The 18,079-nt window shown below is 70.8% G+C and carries 13 protein-coding genes; 10 read left to right on the forward strand and 3 right to left on the reverse strand.

The annotated features are described in order from the left end of the window. The first annotated feature begins 1 nt into the window (after position 1). Complete coding sequence (locus Q9R13_RS15085) at positions 2-2,038, forward strand: serine/threonine-protein kinase (RefSeq protein ID WP_310961994.1); 2,037 nt, start codon at positions 2-4, stop codon at positions 2,036-2,038. 13 nt (positions 2,039-2,051) lie between these two features. Further along, entirely contained in the window at positions 2,052-6,398 is a 4,347-nt protein-coding gene (locus Q9R13_RS15090; protein WP_310961995.1) for an FtsK/SpoIIIE domain-containing protein, read from the forward strand. A gap of 81 nt (positions 6,399-6,479) precedes the next feature. Here Q9R13_RS15090 and Q9R13_RS15095 read toward each other — a convergent pair whose 3' ends face one another. Then, complete coding sequence (locus Q9R13_RS15095; RefSeq protein WP_310961996.1) at positions 6,480-6,776, reverse strand: WXG100 family type VII secretion target; 297 nt, start codon at positions 6,774-6,776, stop codon at positions 6,480-6,482. Between the two features lie 165 nt (positions 6,777-6,941). Next, complete coding sequence (locus tag Q9R13_RS15100) at positions 6,942-7,784, reverse strand: aldo/keto reductase (protein ID WP_310961997.1); 843 nt, start codon at positions 7,782-7,784, stop codon at positions 6,942-6,944. 205 nt (positions 7,785-7,989) lie between these two features. Here Q9R13_RS15100 and dnaK point away from each other — a divergent pair, with 205 nt between their 5' ends. The 7 genes from dnaK to Q9R13_RS15135 all read left to right on the forward strand — a co-directional run bounded on the left by dnaK (position 7,990) and on the right by Q9R13_RS15135 (position 15,937). Further along, entirely contained in the window at positions 7,990-9,855 is a 1,866-nt protein-coding gene (dnaK, locus tag Q9R13_RS15105; protein ID WP_310961998.1) for a molecular chaperone DnaK, read from the forward strand. Next, on the forward strand, positions 9,852-10,487 hold the full coding sequence (gene grpE, locus Q9R13_RS15110) for a nucleotide exchange factor GrpE (protein ID WP_310961999.1): 636 nt from the start codon (positions 9,852-9,854) through the stop codon (positions 10,485-10,487). The genes dnaK and grpE overlap by 4 nt, the downstream gene beginning before the upstream one ends. Before the next feature lie 19 nt (positions 10,488-10,506). Beyond that, positions 10,507-11,664, forward strand: coding sequence for a molecular chaperone DnaJ (gene dnaJ / locus Q9R13_RS15115; RefSeq protein ID WP_310962000.1), 1,158 nt, complete (start codon positions 10,507-10,509; stop codon positions 11,662-11,664). Further along, entirely contained in the window at positions 11,664-12,092 is a 429-nt protein-coding gene (locus tag Q9R13_RS15120) for a heat shock protein transcriptional repressor HspR (protein WP_310965101.1), read from the forward strand. The genes dnaJ and Q9R13_RS15120 overlap by 1 nt, the downstream gene beginning before the upstream one ends. 104 nt (positions 12,093-12,196) lie before the next feature. Continuing rightward, positions 12,197-13,525 carry a hypothetical protein gene (locus Q9R13_RS15125; RefSeq protein ID WP_310962001.1) on the forward strand — a complete coding sequence of 443 codons (1,329 nt, stop codon included), beginning with the start codon at positions 12,197-12,199 and terminating at the stop codon, positions 13,523-13,525. Then, positions 13,522-14,454, forward strand: coding sequence for an Abi-alpha family protein (locus Q9R13_RS15130; protein ID WP_310962002.1), 933 nt, complete (start codon positions 13,522-13,524; stop codon positions 14,452-14,454). The genes Q9R13_RS15125 and Q9R13_RS15130 overlap by 4 nt, the downstream gene beginning before the upstream one ends. A gap of 133 nt (positions 14,455-14,587) precedes the next feature. Then, positions 14,588-15,937 carry an Ig-like domain repeat protein gene (locus tag Q9R13_RS15135; RefSeq protein ID WP_310962003.1) on the forward strand — a complete coding sequence of 450 codons (1,350 nt, stop codon included), beginning with the start codon at positions 14,588-14,590 and terminating at the stop codon, positions 15,935-15,937. Here Q9R13_RS15135 and Q9R13_RS15140 read toward each other — a convergent pair. Beyond that, a complete protein-coding gene (locus Q9R13_RS15140; protein ID WP_310962004.1) occupies positions 15,934-16,455 on the reverse strand; it encodes a MarR family winged helix-turn-helix transcriptional regulator in 522 nt (173 codons plus the stop codon). The genes Q9R13_RS15135 and Q9R13_RS15140 overlap by 4 nt on opposite strands. Positions 16,456-16,515: 60 nt before the next feature. On the opposite strand from Q9R13_RS15140, the gene Q9R13_RS15145 reads away from it, so the two are divergent. Further along, positions 16,516-17,982: an MFS transporter gene (locus Q9R13_RS15145; protein ID WP_310962005.1), complete on the forward strand. Its 1,467-nt coding sequence runs from the start codon at positions 16,516-16,518 to the stop codon at positions 17,980-17,982. Positions 17,983-18,079 lie beyond the last annotated feature (97 nt).

Raw genomic sequence — 18,079 nt, forward strand, 5'->3', positions numbered from 1 at the left:
CATGGACGTGACCAGCCGCGCGCTCGGGAGCAACTACCGGCTCGTGTCCCGGATCGGCACCGGCGCGATGGGCGAGGTCTGGCGCGCCGAGGACATCGGCGCGGGCACCGACGTGGCGGCCAAGGTGCTGCGCAGCGAGTTCAGCCACAACCCGGAGATCGTCTCCCGTTTCGTCCAGGAGCGCTCCATCCTGATGGGACTCGACCATCCCGCGATCGTCCGGGTGCGCGATCTGGTCGTCGAGCGCGACCGGCTGGCGATCATCATGGACCTGGTCGACGGGTCGGACCTGCGCGCCGCCCTCCGCGAGGCCGGCACCCTGCCGCCCGCACTCGCCGCGCGGGTGGTGGCCCGGGTGCTCGAGGGCCTCGCAGCGGCGCACTCCCAGGGTGCGCTGCACCGTGACGTCAAGCCCGACAACGTGTTGCTCACCCACGACTGGACGCAACTGCGCCCGGACGCGATCCGGATCTCCGACTTCGGCATCGCCCGGCTCGCCCAGGACTCCACCGTCCAGGCGACCGGCCTGCTCGGCACACCGGAGTACATGCCGCCCGAGCTCTTCGAGCACGGAACGTCGAGCGCCGCGTCCGACGTGTACGCCGCCGGCGTGGTGCTCTACGAGCTGCTCGCCGGCCGCACGCCGTACGCCGGCAGCGGCACGGCGTACACGATCGGCAACCGCGCGGTCACGATGGAGCCGCCCCGGCTCGACCTGCCGGAGTCGCTGCAGCAGCTGCTGGCCAGCCTGCTCGCGAAGGATCCGCGGCGTCGCCTCAAGGCCGGAACCGCTGCCGAGACCCTCGTCGCGCTCGCCGACGACCTGGCCGGGGTCGACGCGCTGCCCGTGCAGCCCATCCCGACCAGCTGGGTGCGCACCCGTTCGTCCGACCTCGCGCACGGCACGATCCGGCCGGCGAGTGCGCCGGCGAGCTTCGACGTCGGTGGCACGAACCTCGACGTCACCTTCGCGCCGGAGACGCAGGCCGCGCAGGCCGGCGGCGAGGTCCGCGCGCTGGTCCCGGGAGCCGGTCCCGACCTGGAGGCAGGCGTCACCAACGTGGGCGCCGTGCCTGCCACCTATCACCCACCCGTGCTCGAGCCGGCGGTCCAGAAGCACGCCGATCGGCCAGAGCGGTCACGGGTTCGCCGCTGGCTGCTGCCCGGCACGATCGTCGTCGTCGTGCTCTGCGTCGTCGGCGGCTTCCTGCTGCTTCGTGGCCACGGCAGCGCCGACGACAAGCACGCCGCGATGACGACCGCCGTGTCGGCGCATCAGCAGGACGACAAGGTCCGCGGCACCGGCCTGCAGGTCAGCCGGGAGGCCAGCTACGACCCGGAGCACCACGAGGTCGAGCTGACCGTCAACCTCACCGCCGACCGGGTCCCGCTCAAGGGCCCGTTCCTCCAGGTGCTGCCGATGCCCGCGGGAAGCACCGAGTGCCCACTGCCGGTCTGGTCGGGAGCAGACAGCCAGCCGAACAACCCGCAGATCACCGGGATCACCGCGCCGTGCGGCTCTGTGCTGACGGTGCCGACCGTCCCGGCCAACGGCACCCGCACGGTCACCGCGAAGATCGCCATGGATCTGACCGGCTCCGACCCACAGCAGCAGCTGGCCAGCTGGCTGGACCGGACCGGGTCCCTCACGTCCTCCGCACTGAGTGACACCGGCAAGAACGACACCTGGTTCGCCAGCCAGCGCCTCCAGGACATCGAGGTGGTCGCGCCCGCTGCGGTGTCGGTGCACGCCCGCCAGCTGCGGGTGGTGCTCTACCCGGTCTGGCCGACCGGCGTCGACCGGATCCACCCGATGTTCAACAGCGCGATCGGGCGGTCCTCGCAACTGCTCGACCAGGCGGCAGGCGGCCTGCGCAACCTCAGCCTCTTCGACCGCTGCCACACGGCTGTGTCGGTCAACCGCGACCGCAGCATCTCGGTGCTGCACCAGACCGACCGCTGCACGATCGTGGTCAACGTCGGTAACCTCACCGGGCTGACCAGCACGCCCTTCCAGATCACCGACGCCGGCAGCTAGGGGGTGTCCGCCCGTGCGCATCTCGCTCACTGTCGAGACCGCTGAGCAGTCCGCCGACGTCCTGGTCGACTGCGACGACCAGACCACCGCGGCCGACCTCGCCGACGCCCTGTCGGGTGCGGTCGGTGCCTCGGGTGCCGAGCTCGTGGTGGGTGAGGACCCGGCCACTCCGTCCGCCCGGGTGGCCGAGCTCGGACTGCTCGACGGGCACCGGGTCGGGCTGGGCCACAAGGTCGAACCGCCACCGGGAGTCGAGACCAGAGGCTGGCAGCTGCACGTCGTCTCCGGGCCCGATGCGGGGGCGGTGTTCGCCCTCCCCGTCGGCGACCACGACGTCGGCCGCAGCGGTGTGGTGTCCTTCCTCGACCACGCGATGTCACGCCGACACTGCCGGATCACGGTGAGCACGAACGGCGCCACGATCACCGACCTGGGCTCGAGCAACGGCACCCGCCTCGACGGCGCCCTGCTGGAGGCGCAGCGGCCGCACCCCGTCGAGCTGGGCCAGATGATCGGCATCGGGCACTCGGTCGTGACGCTGCGACCCGCCCGAGCCACCGACGCGGTGATCGAGGCGGCCGAGCCCGGGCACGCGCACTTCCTCCGTCAGCCGCGGATGCTGCCGCCACGCACCACCCTCGAGGTGAAGGTGCCGGCGGCACCAGGGGACAAGCCGCGCCGTCGGATCCCGATGGTCGCGATGCTGATCCCACTGGCGATGGGGGTCCTGATGGCGTGGCTGATGAGCTCGCCGACGTACCTGCTCTTCGCGCTGATGAGCCCCGCGATGATGATCGGCAATCTCGTCTCCGACATGCGCGGCGGGGCCAAGGACCATCGCGCCCGGGTGGAGAAGTACCACCGTGACCTCGAGGCCAGCCAGCAGCAGCTGGCCGCAGCCGTGCACACCGAGCAGAACCGGTTGCGCTCAGAGCTTCCGGACGCTGCCGACACCTTCCTGACCTGCGTGCTGCCCGGACGCAGGCTCTGGGAACGCCGCCCCTACGACGTGGACGCGCTCACCCTGCGGGTCGGCACCGCCGACCTGCCCTCGACCGTGCAGCTCGTCGGCGGCACCTTCGACACCCAGGTCGACCAGTCCGAGCACCGTCTGCACTGCGTCCCGGTCGCCGTCGACCTCAAGAGGGCCGGCGTCATCGGCGTCGCCGCGCCGCACGACACGGTGGTATCCACGCTGCGCTGGTTGACTGTCCAGCTGTGCGCCTTCCACCCGACGCGCGACCTGGCCGTCACGGTGCTGACCAGCCGCGCCGAGGACCACTGGCGCTGGGTGCGCTGGCTGCCGCACCTGCGGCCGGGCACGGTCGAGGGCAGCACGGCGTACGTCGGCAACGACCCGGACTCGGTCTCGGCCCAGGTCTCCGCCCTGATCGGCCTGCTCACTGCCCGCAAGCAGGCGATGCAGGGGGGCCACGGGGTCAAGGCGGACAGCTTCCCCGCGCACGTGCTGGTGGTGCACGGCTACCGTCAGGTGCGCACCACGCTCGGGCTGGCACAGCTCCTCGACGAGGGGCCGAGCGTCGGGATCTACGCGATCTGTGCCGATGAGGACGAGCGGCTGCTCCCGGAGCGGTGCACCTCCACCATCGTCGCGGACCCGACCCGCCCCGACTTCGGAACCCTCCGGCGCACCGGCGAGTCCGACGTGGTCGACGTCCTGCTCGAAGGGGTGGCGGCCCCCTGGTGCGAGCGGGTCGCCCGGTCCCTGGCGCCCCTGGTGGATGTCGGGGCCGACCAGGGCGAGACCATGCTTCCCGACAGCGCCCGACTGCTCGAGGTCGTCGGCTTCGATCCGCCGCAGGCCGGGGCGATCCGCGCCCGGTGGGCGCTGGAGCCGCGGAGCACCGCGATGACGATCGGGGTCGGCCTCGACGGACCCTTCACCTTGGACCTGCGCCGCGACGGTCCGCACGGACTGATCGCGGGAACGACCGGCTCGGGGAAGACCGAGCTGCTCCAGACGATGATCGCCTCGCTGGCCCTGGTGAACCGTCCCGACGAGCTCAACTTCGTGCTCGTCGACTACAAGGGCGACAGCGCGTTCAAGGACTGCGTCAACCTCCCCCACACGGTCGGCAAGGTCAACGACCTCGACCCGCACCTGGTCGAGCGCGCGCTGGAGTCGCTGTCCGCCGAGTTGCGCTACCGCGAACACTTCTTCGCCGAGGCGCAGGTCAAGGACATCGAGGACTACCAGCTGCTGCAGTCCAAGGAGCCGCACCGTCCGTCGCTGCCGCGACTGTTGCTGGTGATCGACGAGTTCGCCGCGCTGTTCAAGGAGCTGCCGGACTTCGTCTCCGGCCTGGTCGGCATCGCCCAGCGCGGCCGCTCGCTCGGCATCCACCTGCTGCTGGCCACCCAGCGGCCATCCGGGGTGGTGAGCCCGGAGATCCGCGCGAACACCAACCTCCGGGTCTCACTGCGCGTCACCGACGCCGCGGACAGCGTCGACATCCTGGAGAGCCCCGACGCGGCCAGCATCGCCAAGAGCTCACCGGGTCGTGGGTTCGCCCGTCTGGGCGCCGGCAACCTGCTCTCCTTCCAGTCCGGACGTGTCGGCGGCCGGCGTCCGGGCGCGGTCCTCGACGAGGTGCCCCCGCCGTTCGTCGCGGCGGTGCCGTGGAAGGCGCTGGGCTACCAGCAGCCGCAGCCCCCGGCCGCGGTCGCCCGCGACGACGTCAAGGACACCGATCTCGCCTCGCTGGTCGAGGCGGTGCGCGCCGCGGCCGTCGAGGACGGCGTACCCGCGCAGCGTCAGCCGTGGCTGCCGGCCCTGCCCGAGAAGCTCACCATGGCGGAGGTGTACGACGACCTGCCGGCCGCCACGCTCGCCGTCCCGCCGCTGCCCTTCGGTCGCAGCGACCTCCCCCAACTGCAGGAGCAGCAGCCGGCGACCTTCGACCTCGTCCGTGACGGCCACCTGCTGGTGATCGGCTCGGCTCGCAGCGGACGCTCCCAGCTGCTGCGCACCCTCGCCGGTGCGATCGCCCGGCTCACCTCACCTCGCGACGTGCACCTCTACGGCATCGACTGCGGCAACGGCGCGCTGAACCCGTTCACCAGCCTGCCGCACTGCGGGGCCGTGGTGGGTCGCACCGAGCCGGAGCGGGCTGGCCGGCTCCTCGGGCGGATCGGCGCCGAGATGGATCGGCGGCAGATGCTGCTGGCGCAACACGGCTTCGCCGACATCGAGGAGCAGCGTCGGTCGCCGGAGTCCTCGCTGCCGCACCTCGTGGTGATGATCGACCGGTGGGAGGGCTTCACCACCTCGCTGGCCGACATCGACAACGGCGCGATGGCCGACATGGTCACCCGGATCCTGCGCGAGGGCGCCAGCCTCGGCGTCCACCTGGTCATCAGTGGCGACCGGACCCTCGCCGGCAACCAGATCGCGTCGATGACCGAGCACAAGTTCGCGATGCGGCTCGCCGACAAGGGCGACTTCTCGCTCATCGGCCTGTCGCCGCGCTCGCTCCCCGACCGGATGCCGCCCGGGCGCGGGTTCACCCCGGCCGGGATCGAGGGCCAGGTGCTGCTGCTGGACGAGGACGAGTCCGGCCAGGCACAGGCGGCCGCGTTGGTCAGGCTCGGCGAGGCGGCTCATGCTCGAGGCGAGCTGGCGGAGGTGGCCGACCCGGCCCAGCGGCCGTTCCGGCTCGACGTGCTCCCCAGCCGGATCACCCTGGAGGAGGCGCTCGCGCTGCGTCCAGCCGACGCCGCGCCGACCCTGCTGCCGCTCGCGGTGGGCGGTGACGAGCTCACCGCGATGGGCCCGGACCTCGCCACGAGCCCGAGCTTCCTGGTCGCCGGACCGCACCGCTCCGGGCGCAGCACGACCCTGCTCGCCGCCGTGCACGCCGCCGTGAGCTTCGGTGTGCAGGTGGTCGTCGCCGCCCCGCGACCCAGCCCGCTCCGCGACCTCGCCGGCACGGCCGGCGTGCTGCAGGTGTTCACCGACGACGAGCCCGAGGCCACCTACCGCGAGCTGGTGGCCAGCGTCCCGGGGCCGGTGCTGCTGGTGCTCGACGACGCCGAGGAGCTCAAGGACGCGCGCGCGGAGGACTACTTCGCCGAGATCGTCCGCGGCAACGCCGAGGGGCAGGTCGCGCTGCTCTTCGGCGGTGCGGCGGACGCCCTCCAGCTCGGCTTCAGCGGCTGGCACGTCGAGGCGCGCAAGGCCCGACGCGGACTGCTGCTGTCGCCGCAGGAGAGCGGCGACGGCGACCTGGTCGGGCTGCGGCTCCCGCGCAGCGCGGTGGGCCAGCCGGTCCAGCCGGGCCGCGGGCTGCTGCACCTGGGCGACGGGCAGCTGGTGCGGGTCGCCACCGTGCTTCCCTGAGCCGCCGCGGGCACCCTCGACCATGCAGGAAGGCCGCCCCTCCCCGGGCGGGGAACGGCGGCCTTCGACGGGCGCGTGGGCTCAGCTGTGCATCGCCTTGGCGAGCTCCTCGTCAGCGTGCTGGAAGGTCTCGGCGGCCTTGCTGAGGTACTGCGCCATGCCGTGCAGGCCCTCGATGGTCTTCTGGGTGCCCTTCGTGAACTCGTCGTACGACGCACCGAACGCACCCGAGGCCTTGTCGGTCTTGAAGTCCGTCTCGATGAGCTGGCGGATCTGGCCGTGGAGGGCCTGCAGCTGCTGCTCGATGTCGGTCTTCGCGTTGTTGAGCTTGGTCGCCTGGTCCCGCATCTGCTGGTAGGTGACGTTCACGTTTGCCACGAGATTCCCCCTTCAGGGCGTTGCGTCGATGTCCACGAGTCAAGGACAGGCCAACGCTACATCGCCGCCCGGTCTCGGACCCAGCCCGATCCTGCCCACAATCGGGCCGGCCTAACCGCCCCCTCGACGCCGCGCGAGCCCCGGCCAGCGGGCCTCCGGCGATGCTCAGCCGAGCCAGTCCATGGTGTCCGGGTGGGGCCCCTGCCGGCCGTCCTCGCCGCGGTCGAGGCCATCGATCGCGGCCATATCCTCGTCGCTGAGCTCGAAGCCGAAGACGTCGAAGTTCTCCCGCATCCGCTCGGTGTGGGTGGTCTTGGGGAAGACGACGTCGCCGCGTTGGAGCGCCCAGCGCAAGGCGACCTGGGCCGGTGTCTGCCCGAGCCGCTCGGCGATGCCGACGATGACCGGGTCATCGCCGACCTTGCCCTGGGCGATCGGTGCCCAGGCCTCGGTCACGATGCCTGCCGCCCGGTTCGCCTCGCGCACGGCCGCGTTGCCGAAGAAGGGGTGCACCTCGACCTGGTTCACCGCGGGAACGCCCTCGGTCTGCGCCGCGAGCCGCTCCAGGTGGGCGGGTTGGAAGTTGGATACCCCGATGGAGCGTGCCCGGCCGTCGCGCTGGAACTCGACGAGGGTCTCCCAGGTCGAGACGAAGTCGCCGCCGTACTGCGTGGGCAGCGGCCAGTGGATCAAGAACAGGTCCACGTGGTCGGTGCCGAGCCGGGTCAGCGTCTCGTCGAAGGCGCGTCGGGCGTCGTCGGGGCGGTGGAAGCCGTTGTTGAGCTTGCTGGTGACGAAGACGTCGTCTCGCGCGAGCCCCGAGGCGGCGATGGCCTCGCCGACGCCGGCCTCGTTGCGGTACATCTGAGCCGTGTCGATGTGGCGGTAGCCGACCTCCAGTGCTCGCGAGACCACGTCGGCGGTCTCTGCGGGCGGCACCTGGAAGACGCCGAAGCCGAGCTGGGGGATGGTGTTGCCGTCGTTGAGGGTCACGTTGGGAACAGTCATGAACCGCATGACAAGCGGCGGGCCCGAGGTATTCCGACGTCCCGCGGCCGTACGGGAACAATCCCCGAGCAGGCTGCGTTGGCACCCATGATGAGACTTGAGTTGTAATGACTCAACTTGTTTGACACACTCCGGGCAGCGTGAGCACAGTGCCCGGAGAGGGACCCGAGAAACCTGTGCACCAAGAGCGAAGGTAGGAAACACCATGGCACGAGCGGTCGGTATCGACCTCGGCACGACCAACTCCGTCGTCGCCGTCCTTGAGGGTGGGGAACCCACCGTCATCGCCAACGCGGAGGGGGCCCGGACGACACCGTCCGTCGTCGCCTTCTCGAAGTCCGGAGAGGTCCTCGTCGGTGAGGTCGCCAAGCGGCAGGCCGTCACCAACATCGACCGGACGATCCGGTCGGTCAAGCGCCACATGGGCACCGACTGGAAGACCGAGATCGACGGCAAGGACTTCAACGCCCAGCAGATCAGCGCGTTCGTGCTGCAGAAGCTCAAGCGCGACGCCGAGGCCTACCTCGGCGAGACCGTCACCGATGCAGTGATCACGGTGCCGGCGTACTTCTCCGACGCCCAGCGCCAGGCCACCAAGGAGGCCGGTGAGATCGCCGGGCTGACCGTGAGCCGCATCGTCAACGAGCCGACCGCGGCCGCGCTGGCCTACGGGCTGGACAAGGGCGAGTCCGATCAGACCATCCTGGTCTTCGACCTGGGCGGTGGCACCTTCGACGTCTCCCTGCTGGAGATCGGCGAGGGCGTCGTCGAGGTGAAGGCGACCAGCGGCGACAACCTGCTCGGCGGCGACGACTGGGACGCCCGGATCGTCGAGTGGATGGTCAAGAAGTTCAAGGACAGCAACGGCGTCGACCTCGGACAGGACAAGATCGCGCTGCAGCGCCTCCAAGAGGCCGCGGAGAAGGCGAAGATCGAGCTGTCCAGCTCCAGCGAGACGACGGTGCACCTGCCCTACATCACCCACGGTGAGTCCGGCCCACTGCACTTCGAGGAGAAGCTCTCGCGCGCCGAGTTCCAGAAGCTGACCCAGGACCTGCTCGACCGCTGCAAGGCGCCGTTCCAGCAGGTCATCAAGGACGCGGGCCTCGACGTGGGCAAGATCGACCACGTCGTGCTCGTGGGCGGGTCCACCCGGATGCCGGCGGTCGCCGACCTGGTCCGTCAGCTCACCGGCGGCAAGGAGCCCAACAAGGGAGTCAACCCCGACGAGGTGGTGGCGATCGGCGCCGCGCTGCAGGCGGGCGTGCTGAAGGGCGAGGTCAAGGACGTGCTGCTCCTCGACGTCACCCCGCTGAGCCTCGGCATCGAGACCAAGGGCGGCGTGATGACCACGCTGATCGAGCGCAACACCACGATCCCCACCAAGCGGTCGGAGATCTTCACCACCGCCGACGACAACCAGCCGTCGGTGGAGATCAAGGTCGCCCAGGGCGAGCGCCAGATGTGGGCGCAGAACCAGCCGCTCGGCAACTTCGAGCTGACCGGGCTGCCGCCGGCTCCCCGGGGCATCCCGAAGATCGAGGTCACCTTCGACATCGACGCCAACGGCATCGTGCACGTCTCCGCCAAGGACCAGGGCACCGGCAAGGAGCAGTCGATGACGATCTCCGGCGGCAGCGCGCTGTCCAAGGACGACATCGATCGGATGGTCCGCGACGCCGAGCAGTACGCCGAGGAGGACGCCAAGCGTCGTCAGGCCGTCGAGACCCGCAACCAGGCCGACAGCCTGGTCTACTCGACGGAGAAGTTCCTCTCCGAGAACGCCGAGAAGGTCCCCGAGGACGTGAAGACCGAGGTCCAGGCCGACGTCGACGCGCTCAAGAAGCTTCTCGAGGACGCCGAGGCCGACGCCGACGCGCTGACCGCCGGGATCACCAAGCTCGGTGAGTCCAGCCAGAAGATGGGCGCGGCGATGTACGAGGCAAGCCAGGCCGAGGCGGCCGCAGCCGGCGAGGGCGCCAGCACCGGCACGACCGACGCGGACGACGACGTGGTCGACGCCGAGATCGTGGACGAGCCTGACCAGTCAGGTGACGAGGAGAGCAAGTGACCACCGGACCCCAGGACGGACCCCTCGAGGAGGAGGCCCCGCTGCCGGGGCCTCCTCCCGGGGGAGCCGCGGATCAGCCGGACGAGGCCGACGCCGAGCGGGCGGCGGCCGAGTCCGAGCCGGCCGGCGTGACCGATCCCGGCGACCGAGCCGGCGCGACACCCGCGTTGGAGCAGGAGCTCGCCGAGCGCACCGCCGACCTCCAGCGGATCCAGGCCGAGTTCCTCAACTACAAGCGGCGGGTCGACCGTGACCGCGAGCTCGTGCGTCAGAACGCCGTGTTCGCAGTGCTCAGCCCCATGCTCGACGTACTCGACAGCATCGACCGGGCCCGCGAGCACGGTGAGCTCGAAGGCGGGTTCAAGGGCGTCGCCGACCAGCTCGAGAGGATCGTGTCCGGCCTCGGCCTGACTCGGTACGCCGAGCCCGGGGACGCGTTCGACCCGTTGCTGCACGAGGCGCTGTCGCACATCGGCACCGACCCCGGCGTGTCCGTGGTGACCTGCAAGCAGGTCGTCAAGTCCGGCTACCGGATCGGCGACCGGGTGGTTCGCGCCGCCCAGGTGCTGGTGGTGGACCCCGCCGAGATGACCGAGCCCGCCGAGCCGGCGGAGTCGTCAGACGACGAGTGAGGAGAGGAGGGGTGGTTCGATGAACAACGCCGACTGGGCGAACAAGGACTTCTACAAGGTCCTCGGTGTCGCGAAGGACGCGGATGCAGCCACGATCAAGAAGGCCTACCGCAAGCTCGCGCGGGCGAACCACCCCGACGGGCACCCGGGGGACACCGCCGCGGAGGAGCGCTTCAAGGAGGTGGCCGAGGCCTACGACGTCCTCGGTGACGCCGCCAAGCGCAAGCAGTACGACGAGATGCGCTCGATGTTCGCCTCGGGCGGCTTCCCCGGCGGGTTCCCGGGTGGCTTCGGCGGCCCTTCGACGGGCTCAGGGACCGGCGCCGGGCGGCCCGGAGGGCAGGGCTTCGACATCGGCGACCTGTTCGGGGACCTCTTCGGTGGCCGTGGCGGCGGGTTCGGCGGCCGGGCCCGGGCTCCACGGCCGAGCAGGGGCGCCGACCTCGAGACCGAGACCACCTTGTCGTTCACCGACGCGATCGACGGCACCACCATCGCGCTGCGGCTGTCCTCCGACGCGCCGTGCCCGACCTGCAGCGGCACCGGCGGCAAGCCCGGCACCCGCCCGCACATCTGCCCCGAGTGCGAGGGCAGCGGCATGGTGGTCAGCTCGGTCGGCGGCGCCTTCTCGATGAACGAGACCTGCCCGGTCTGCCACGGCCGCCAGCTGGTGTACGACGAGGCCTGCCCGACCTGCCACGGCTCCGGCCGGGGCACCTCGGACCGCACCATCCAGGCCCGCATCCCGGCCGGGGTGAAGGACGGCCAGCGGATCCGGCTGAAGGGCAAGGGCGCCGCCGGCGACCAGGGCGGACCGAACGGGGACCTCTTCGTCACCGTCCGGGTCAGGCCGCACAAGCTGTTCGGTCGCAAGGGCGACTCGCTCACCCTCGACGTCCCGGTGTCCTTCGACGAGGCCGCCCTTGGTGCGGAGATCAAGGTGCCCACCCTGGGCGGCAGCCCGGTGACCCTGCGGGTGCCGCCGGGCACGCCCAACGGCAGGGTGATGCGGGTCCGCGGCCGCGGCGTACCCCGCCGGGACGGCACTCGCGGCGACCTGCTGGTCACCATCGACGTACAGGTCCCGGCCACGCTGGGCGACGACGCCCGGGCCGCGGTCGAGGCCTACCGGGCCGCGAACCACGGCGTCGACCCACGCGCAGGGCTGGTGTCGTGATGGCACGCGACGGCTCGCGCGGCGCCCCGCGACCACCGGGGCCGAACGTCCCGGTCTACGTGATCAGCGTGGCCGCCGAGCTCACCGGTCTGCACCCGCAGACCCTGCGTCAATACGACCGGCTCGGGCTGGTCTCCCCAGGACGGACCGGCGGTGGTGGCCGGCGCTACTCGCTGCAGGACATCGAGCTGCTGCGCGAGGTGGTGGAGCTCACCTCGAGCGGCATCGGCCTGGAGGGCGTTCGTCGGATCCTCGACCTGGAGAACCAGGTCGCCGCGCTGCGGGCGCGCAACGCTGAGCTGCGCAGCCGCACCAGGGACCTCGAGGCCGCCCTCGCGGACGCAGTGACGGCACTGCGCGGCAGGAGGCCCAACCTGCCTGCGCTCCGGCCTGACGGGATCGTCAGCCGGTTCGAACCCGGACCTTGAGCCGGCACCGGGCCGTTCGGCCACGCGCTGAGAAGCAGTGACGGATACCCGCAGTAACGGATAACCTCAGCACGTTCCGGGTCGGCGAGGCGATGGGCGGGAAGATGACACACACGTCGCCACTGACGGTGGACTGGTTCTTCCAGCACGCCGACCTGCACGACTGGATCCACATCCTCACGATTCCGGTCTTCACCGGGGTCGTCGGCTGGCTGATCAACTGGACCGGGTTGATCATGCTCTTCTCGCCGGTCCGCTTCCACGGCATCACCGTCCCCGGCCTGCGTCAGCTCTCCCGCGTCCTGCCGCGCAAGGTCCAGGAGGTTCCCGGCTTCCTCCAGGGCGGCATCGGTTGGCAGGGCATCGTCCCGGCCCGCGCAGCCAAGATGGGCTCGATCGCCGTGGACAAGGCGATCGCCAAGCTGGGCACGCCGCGCGAGTTCTACACCCAGCTCGAGCCGGACAAGATCGCCGAGCACATCGTCACGGTCTTTCAGCCCGAGATGCCGCAGATGATCGAGCAGATCATGACGCGTGAGCACCCCGCGCTCTGGCGGGACCTGCCGCGCCCCGCGCGCCAGGCCGTGATCGCCCGGGTACAGGCTCAGATGCCGGTGGTGGTGCGCGGGATCACCGACGAGATCGGTGTGCACATCGACCAGCTGCTGGATCCGAAGATCATGGTGATCGAGCACTTCCGCGCCAACCCGGCCCTGGTCGTGCGGATCTTCCGCGACTTCGGCCAACGTGAGCTGAACCTGATGGTCGCGTTCGGCTTCATCTTCGGGTTCCTGCTCGGCATCCCGGTCGCGATCATCGACCACTGGTTCGGGATCTGGTGGTTGCTCCCGCTGCTCGGCGTGCTCGTCGGGTGGACCACCAACGCGCTCGGCATGTGGCTCATCTTCGAGCCGCCTGAACCTCGGCGGATCCTCGGCATCAAGGTGCACGGGCTGTTCCTGCGCCGGCAGGACCAGGCGGCCGAGGTCTACGCCCAGATCATCGCCGACGACGTGATCACGCTCGAGCGGATCGGCGACTTCCTGCTCGACGGACCGCGTGGCGACCGGACCAGGCAGATGCTGGCCGCGGCGATGCGGCCAGCGATCGACCAGGCAGCCGGGCCGGTGCGCGGCGCGGTCCGGATCGCGATCGGGGCGCGACGATTCGACAGCATCCGGGACGCGGTGGCCACCGAGGCGGTGGACCGGACGATCACCCCGTTCCGCGACCCTGAGTTCAGCAGACGACAGGCCGACAAGATCCGCACGCTCGTGGCCAGACGCACCAAGGAGCTGCCGCCGCGGGACTTCGTGGAGATGATGCGCTCGGCGATCAAGGAGGACGAGTGGATGCTCTACGCCCACGGGGCGGTCATGGGCTTCGCCGGAGGGGTCGTGCACCTGCTGCTGTTCAACGTGTGGCTGGCATGACCGCCGCGGAGACCCCGGACCTGACGAACCGGTCGGCCGTGCCGGACACTGGTCGGGTGGACGACGACGCGGGCAACCGGCTCCCCGCCCGGTGGGACGGCGCCGCCGAGGCACTGCCGGGGATCGCCCGGATCGCGGGTACGGCGTGGGCGCGGTCGGCCGCCTGGACGCTGGGCTCCTCGGTGCGGTCCGGCAAGCTGCTGGCCAAGGCGATGACGAACCCGGCCGCCGCCGGGGAGCTGGTCCAGGAGGTGGCCCGTGACCTCGCGGTGGCCACCCGCACGGTCTCCGATGTCGCACGGGCGGTGTCCGACGGAGTGCCGCTGCCCAGGGCCGTGCTCGACGGAACGCTGACCTTCAGCGCCGCCGTACTACCCGAGGCGGAGGTCCGTCACGTGCGCCGCGAGCCGAGCCTGCGCGAGCGCGGCGAGGAGCTGCTGCAGCGTTCCCGCGACGTGTGGAGCGACGAGGAGCCGCACCCGGCCTACGCGCGGATCATCGATGAGCTCGCCCCGGACGAGGGCCGAATCCTGCTGCTCCTGCTCCGCGGTGGACCGCAGCCGTCAGTGGACGTCCGCACCGGCGGTCCGGTGGGGATGGTCAGCTCGTCGCTGGTCGCCGGTGGGATGAACATGATCGGACCGCGGGCCGGAGTGCGCTACCTCGACGAGGTGCCGTCGTACCTGAACAACCTCTTCCGCCTCGGCCTGGTCTGGTTCTCGCGCGAGCAGCTCGAGGATCCGCTGGAATACCAGGTCGTCGAGGCTCAGCCCGACGTGCTCGAGGCGATGCACTCGACCCGGTTCACCAAGGTGGTGCGCCGCTCGATCCACCTCACCCCGTTCGGCCTCAACTTCTGCAAGACGTGCCTGGTCGACCGCGAGGAGACCACCGACCTGCCCACCCACCAGGTGCCGGACGAGAGCTGAAAGATCATCCGTCCGGCGGACTCCACAAGCCTGCGCACGTCCTAGCGTCATCGGGGCGGCGAGACGCGCCGCGGTGCGGACGACGGGTGGTCTCATGCGTATGTGGAGGTCTCTGACAGCTTCCGGTGCGACCGTGCTGCTGACTGCGGCGGTGATGGCGCTACCCGGCACCTCCGCTTCGGCGGGTACGACGGGCGGCGGCGGGACGATCGTCTACGTGCACGCGCACAACGTCTGGATCGCGACGCCGGACGGAAGGGTCCACAAGCGGCTGACCACCAACGGAACCGCGGCGCACCCGTACGAGTATCCGTCGGAGGACGATCACGGCCACGTGCTCGCGATCCGGGACACCGGCTTCGTCGTGCTGGACCAGGCCGGCCATGTGCTGCACAGCTATGCGGCGCCGACGGTGGGCTTCGGCTTCCTCGAGTACGCCAGCATCTCGCCGGACGGTTCGACCATCGGGTACGCGTCCGGAGCCGTCCAGACCGACTGCGGGTTCGTGCCCTGCCACACCTTCACCGACCACTCGTGGGGCTACATCGACACGGCGACGGGCCGCTCAGTCGGTGGCGACGGATCCCCGGACGACGTGCGCACCGGCTCCTGGCTCGGCAACAAGCGCACGCTGCTCGGCGACACCGTCAACACGATGTCGGTCCATCCGGCGACAGCCGCGGACAAGACGCTGTGGTTCACCGACTGCGACTACATCGATGACGACACCCCGCAGGACACGTGCCCGGGCAACCCCGGCTCGGAGTACTGGCACCTCTTCCCCGAGGCCTCGCCGTCCGGGACGGCCGTCGCGAGTGTGGTCATCGACCTGAACATCGACGGACCGGCGAGCGGCGAGGTGCCACGCACCACCTTCCTCGATGTGCTGGACACCCCGGACGTGCGGACCGGCAACCCGCCGGGACCGCCCACCGCGCCGCGCTGCACGCTCCCGGGCCAGGACACCGGTGGCGACGGCTTCCCCGGGATCCGTCAGGCCACTATCCAGACGCCGTCCTGGTCACCGGACGGGAGCGCGCTGGCGGTCGCGTTCAAGGGCGTCTCCGGCTGGCAGGTGTGGCGCATCGACGTGCCTGCCGACGTCAGCGACTGCGGCAGCTACGGCGGCGGCCCGATCATCGATGACGCCACCCAGCCGCGGTGGAGCCCGGCGCCGTACTCCCCACCCGCCCCGGTGACCAGGCGAACGACCAGGACGGCGCTCACCGTGTCCAGCCACCGGATCCGCAGGCACCACCGGCTGCGCCTCACCGTGCACGTGTCGCCGAGGTCGTCGACCGGCGCGGTCAGGCTGTTCGACCGCAGCCGTCGCCTCGGGCGGGTGTCGTTGCATCGAGGGGTCGCGACCTGGTCGACCAAGCGCCTCCGTGTCGGCAAGCACCGGCTGAGGGCGGCCTACGTCGGCGACGTCAGGAGTCGCGGCAGCCGCTCGAAGACGGTGCTGGTGAAGGTACGCCGCTAGGCGCGCGGCCAGGGACGTCCCTCGAGCGCCTCGATCGAGGTGTTGAACCGGCGCAGCAGGTCCGTCAGCGCGGCGACGTCCGCATCGTCCCAGTCTGCGAGGACCTTCTCGATGCCCGCCCGGGCTGCCCGGCGGTCCGACCGGAGCCGGCGCAGGCCTTCCCGGGTCGGTCGGAGCAGCAACGCGGCGCCCCCCTCGGGGTCGGCGACGCGCTCGACCAGCCCGGCGGTGCGCAGGGCGGCCATCTGCCGATTGACCGTGGAGACGTCCAGGCTGAACGCCTCGGCGAGCTGGGCGAGGGTCAGCGGTCCGTGCTCGAGCCGTCCGAGCAGGTGGTAGCCGGAGCGGTCGAGGAGCATCTGCTCGTCGTGCTGCCGGCTGCGCAGTTGGTGTCGCGCGAGCAGCGCCAGCTCGACCTCGAGGCCCCCGGCGCCCGGGGTCGCCGAGGGTCCCTGCCTTCCGGAGCGTTGCGACCTGGTTGCCAACGTGACGGACCTCTCGGGATCGGTAGTGTGCATTCTACACATTATGTGTACCATACACATGGGCCGATGGTCGGCCGATGATCAGGAGCTCTCATGCACACCAGCGCACCCACCGGCGCTCCCACCACTCGTGAGCCGCACCCACGGCCGGAGTTGATCGTCGGCGTCGCTTGCCTGTGCGGCATCGTCGTCGCGCTCTCCCAGACCATGATCATCCCGCTGGTGCCGAGACTTCCCGAGATCGTGCACGACAACGCCTCGAACGCGTCGTGGGCGATCACCGCGACCCTGCTGAGCGGTGCGGTCGCCACGCCGATCGCCGGCCGCCTCGGGGACATGTTCGGCAAACGGCTGATGCTGCTGGTCAGCATGGCGTTCCTGGTGATCGGCTCGGTCGTCAGCGCGCTCTCCTCCGGCCTCGTCGGGATGGTCGCCGGCCGCGCCCTGCAGGGCCTCGCGATGGGCGCGATCGCGCTGGGCATCAGCGTGCTGCGCGACGAGTTGCCAGCCGACCGCGTGGGCGCAGGCGTCGCACGGATGAGCGCTACGATGGGCGTCGGCGGGGCGATCGGACTGCCACTCGCTGCATTCATCGCCGACCAGGCGGACTGGCACACGCTCTTCTGGGTGACCGGCGGCCTTGCTGCGGTCTGCGCCATCGCCGTCGCGATCCTCGTTCCGGAGTCGCCGGTCCGGACGCCGGCCCGCTTCGACTTCGTCGGCGCACTCGGTCTGACCGCCGCGTTGACCACGCTGCTGCTGGCGATCACCAAGGGCGGCGACTGGGGCTGGGGCGACGGGCTCACCCTGGGCTTGCTGGCCGGCTCGCTGCTGGTGTTCCTGCTCTGGGGCGCGTGGGAGCTCCGGCGCACGGCGCCCCTGGTGGACCTGCGCATCTCGGCGCGCCCGCAGGTGCTGTTCACCAACATCGCCTCGGTCGCGGTCGGCTTCGCGATGTACGGCATGTCGCTGATCCCGATCCAGATCCTGATGGCGCCGAAGGTGGCCGGCTACGGGCTGGGTCTGTCGATGACCCAGGCCGGGCTGCTGATGGCCCCCAGCGGCCTGCTGATGTACCTCTTCTCCTCCGTCGGCGCGCGGATCTCCGCTGCACGGGGTCCGCGCACCAGCCTCGCCGCCGGCACCGTGGTCGTCGGGCTCGGCTACGTCTCTGCGCTGTTCCTGCGCAGCTCGGGGTGGGAGATCACGTTGTCGACCGCGATCATCGGGGCAGGTGTCGGCATCGCGTACGCCGCGATGCCCGCGCTGATCATGGGCGCGGTCCCGATCACCGAGACGGCGGCGGCGAACGGGCTGAACTCGCTGATGCGCTCGGTCGGCACCTCGCTGTCCTCCGCGGTGGTCAGCGTGGTGCTCGCCCACGAGGTGATCGACCTCGGGCCGGTCGCACTCCCGTCGTATCACGGCTTCACCGTGGCGCTGCTCATCTCGATCGCCGCCGCGGTCGTGGCGCTGGCCTTCACCGCGCTGATCCCGACCCGACGGCCGGCCGCGCCGGCAGCCGAGCCCGACGGCGCCGCCGAGCTCGCTGCGGTCTGAGCGCTGTCGGCCCACCCGCGCCCTCGAGCAGAGTTGAGGGGAATGGACTCAACTTTGACGGCGTTGGGTAGACAGTCCTCATTGACTCAGGAGGGCG

Origin of the sequence: Nocardioides marmorisolisilvae (genome assembly GCF_031656915.1) — a bacterium.
GTDB lineage: Bacteria > Actinomycetota > Actinomycetes > Propionibacteriales > Nocardioidaceae > Marmoricola > Marmoricola terrisoli.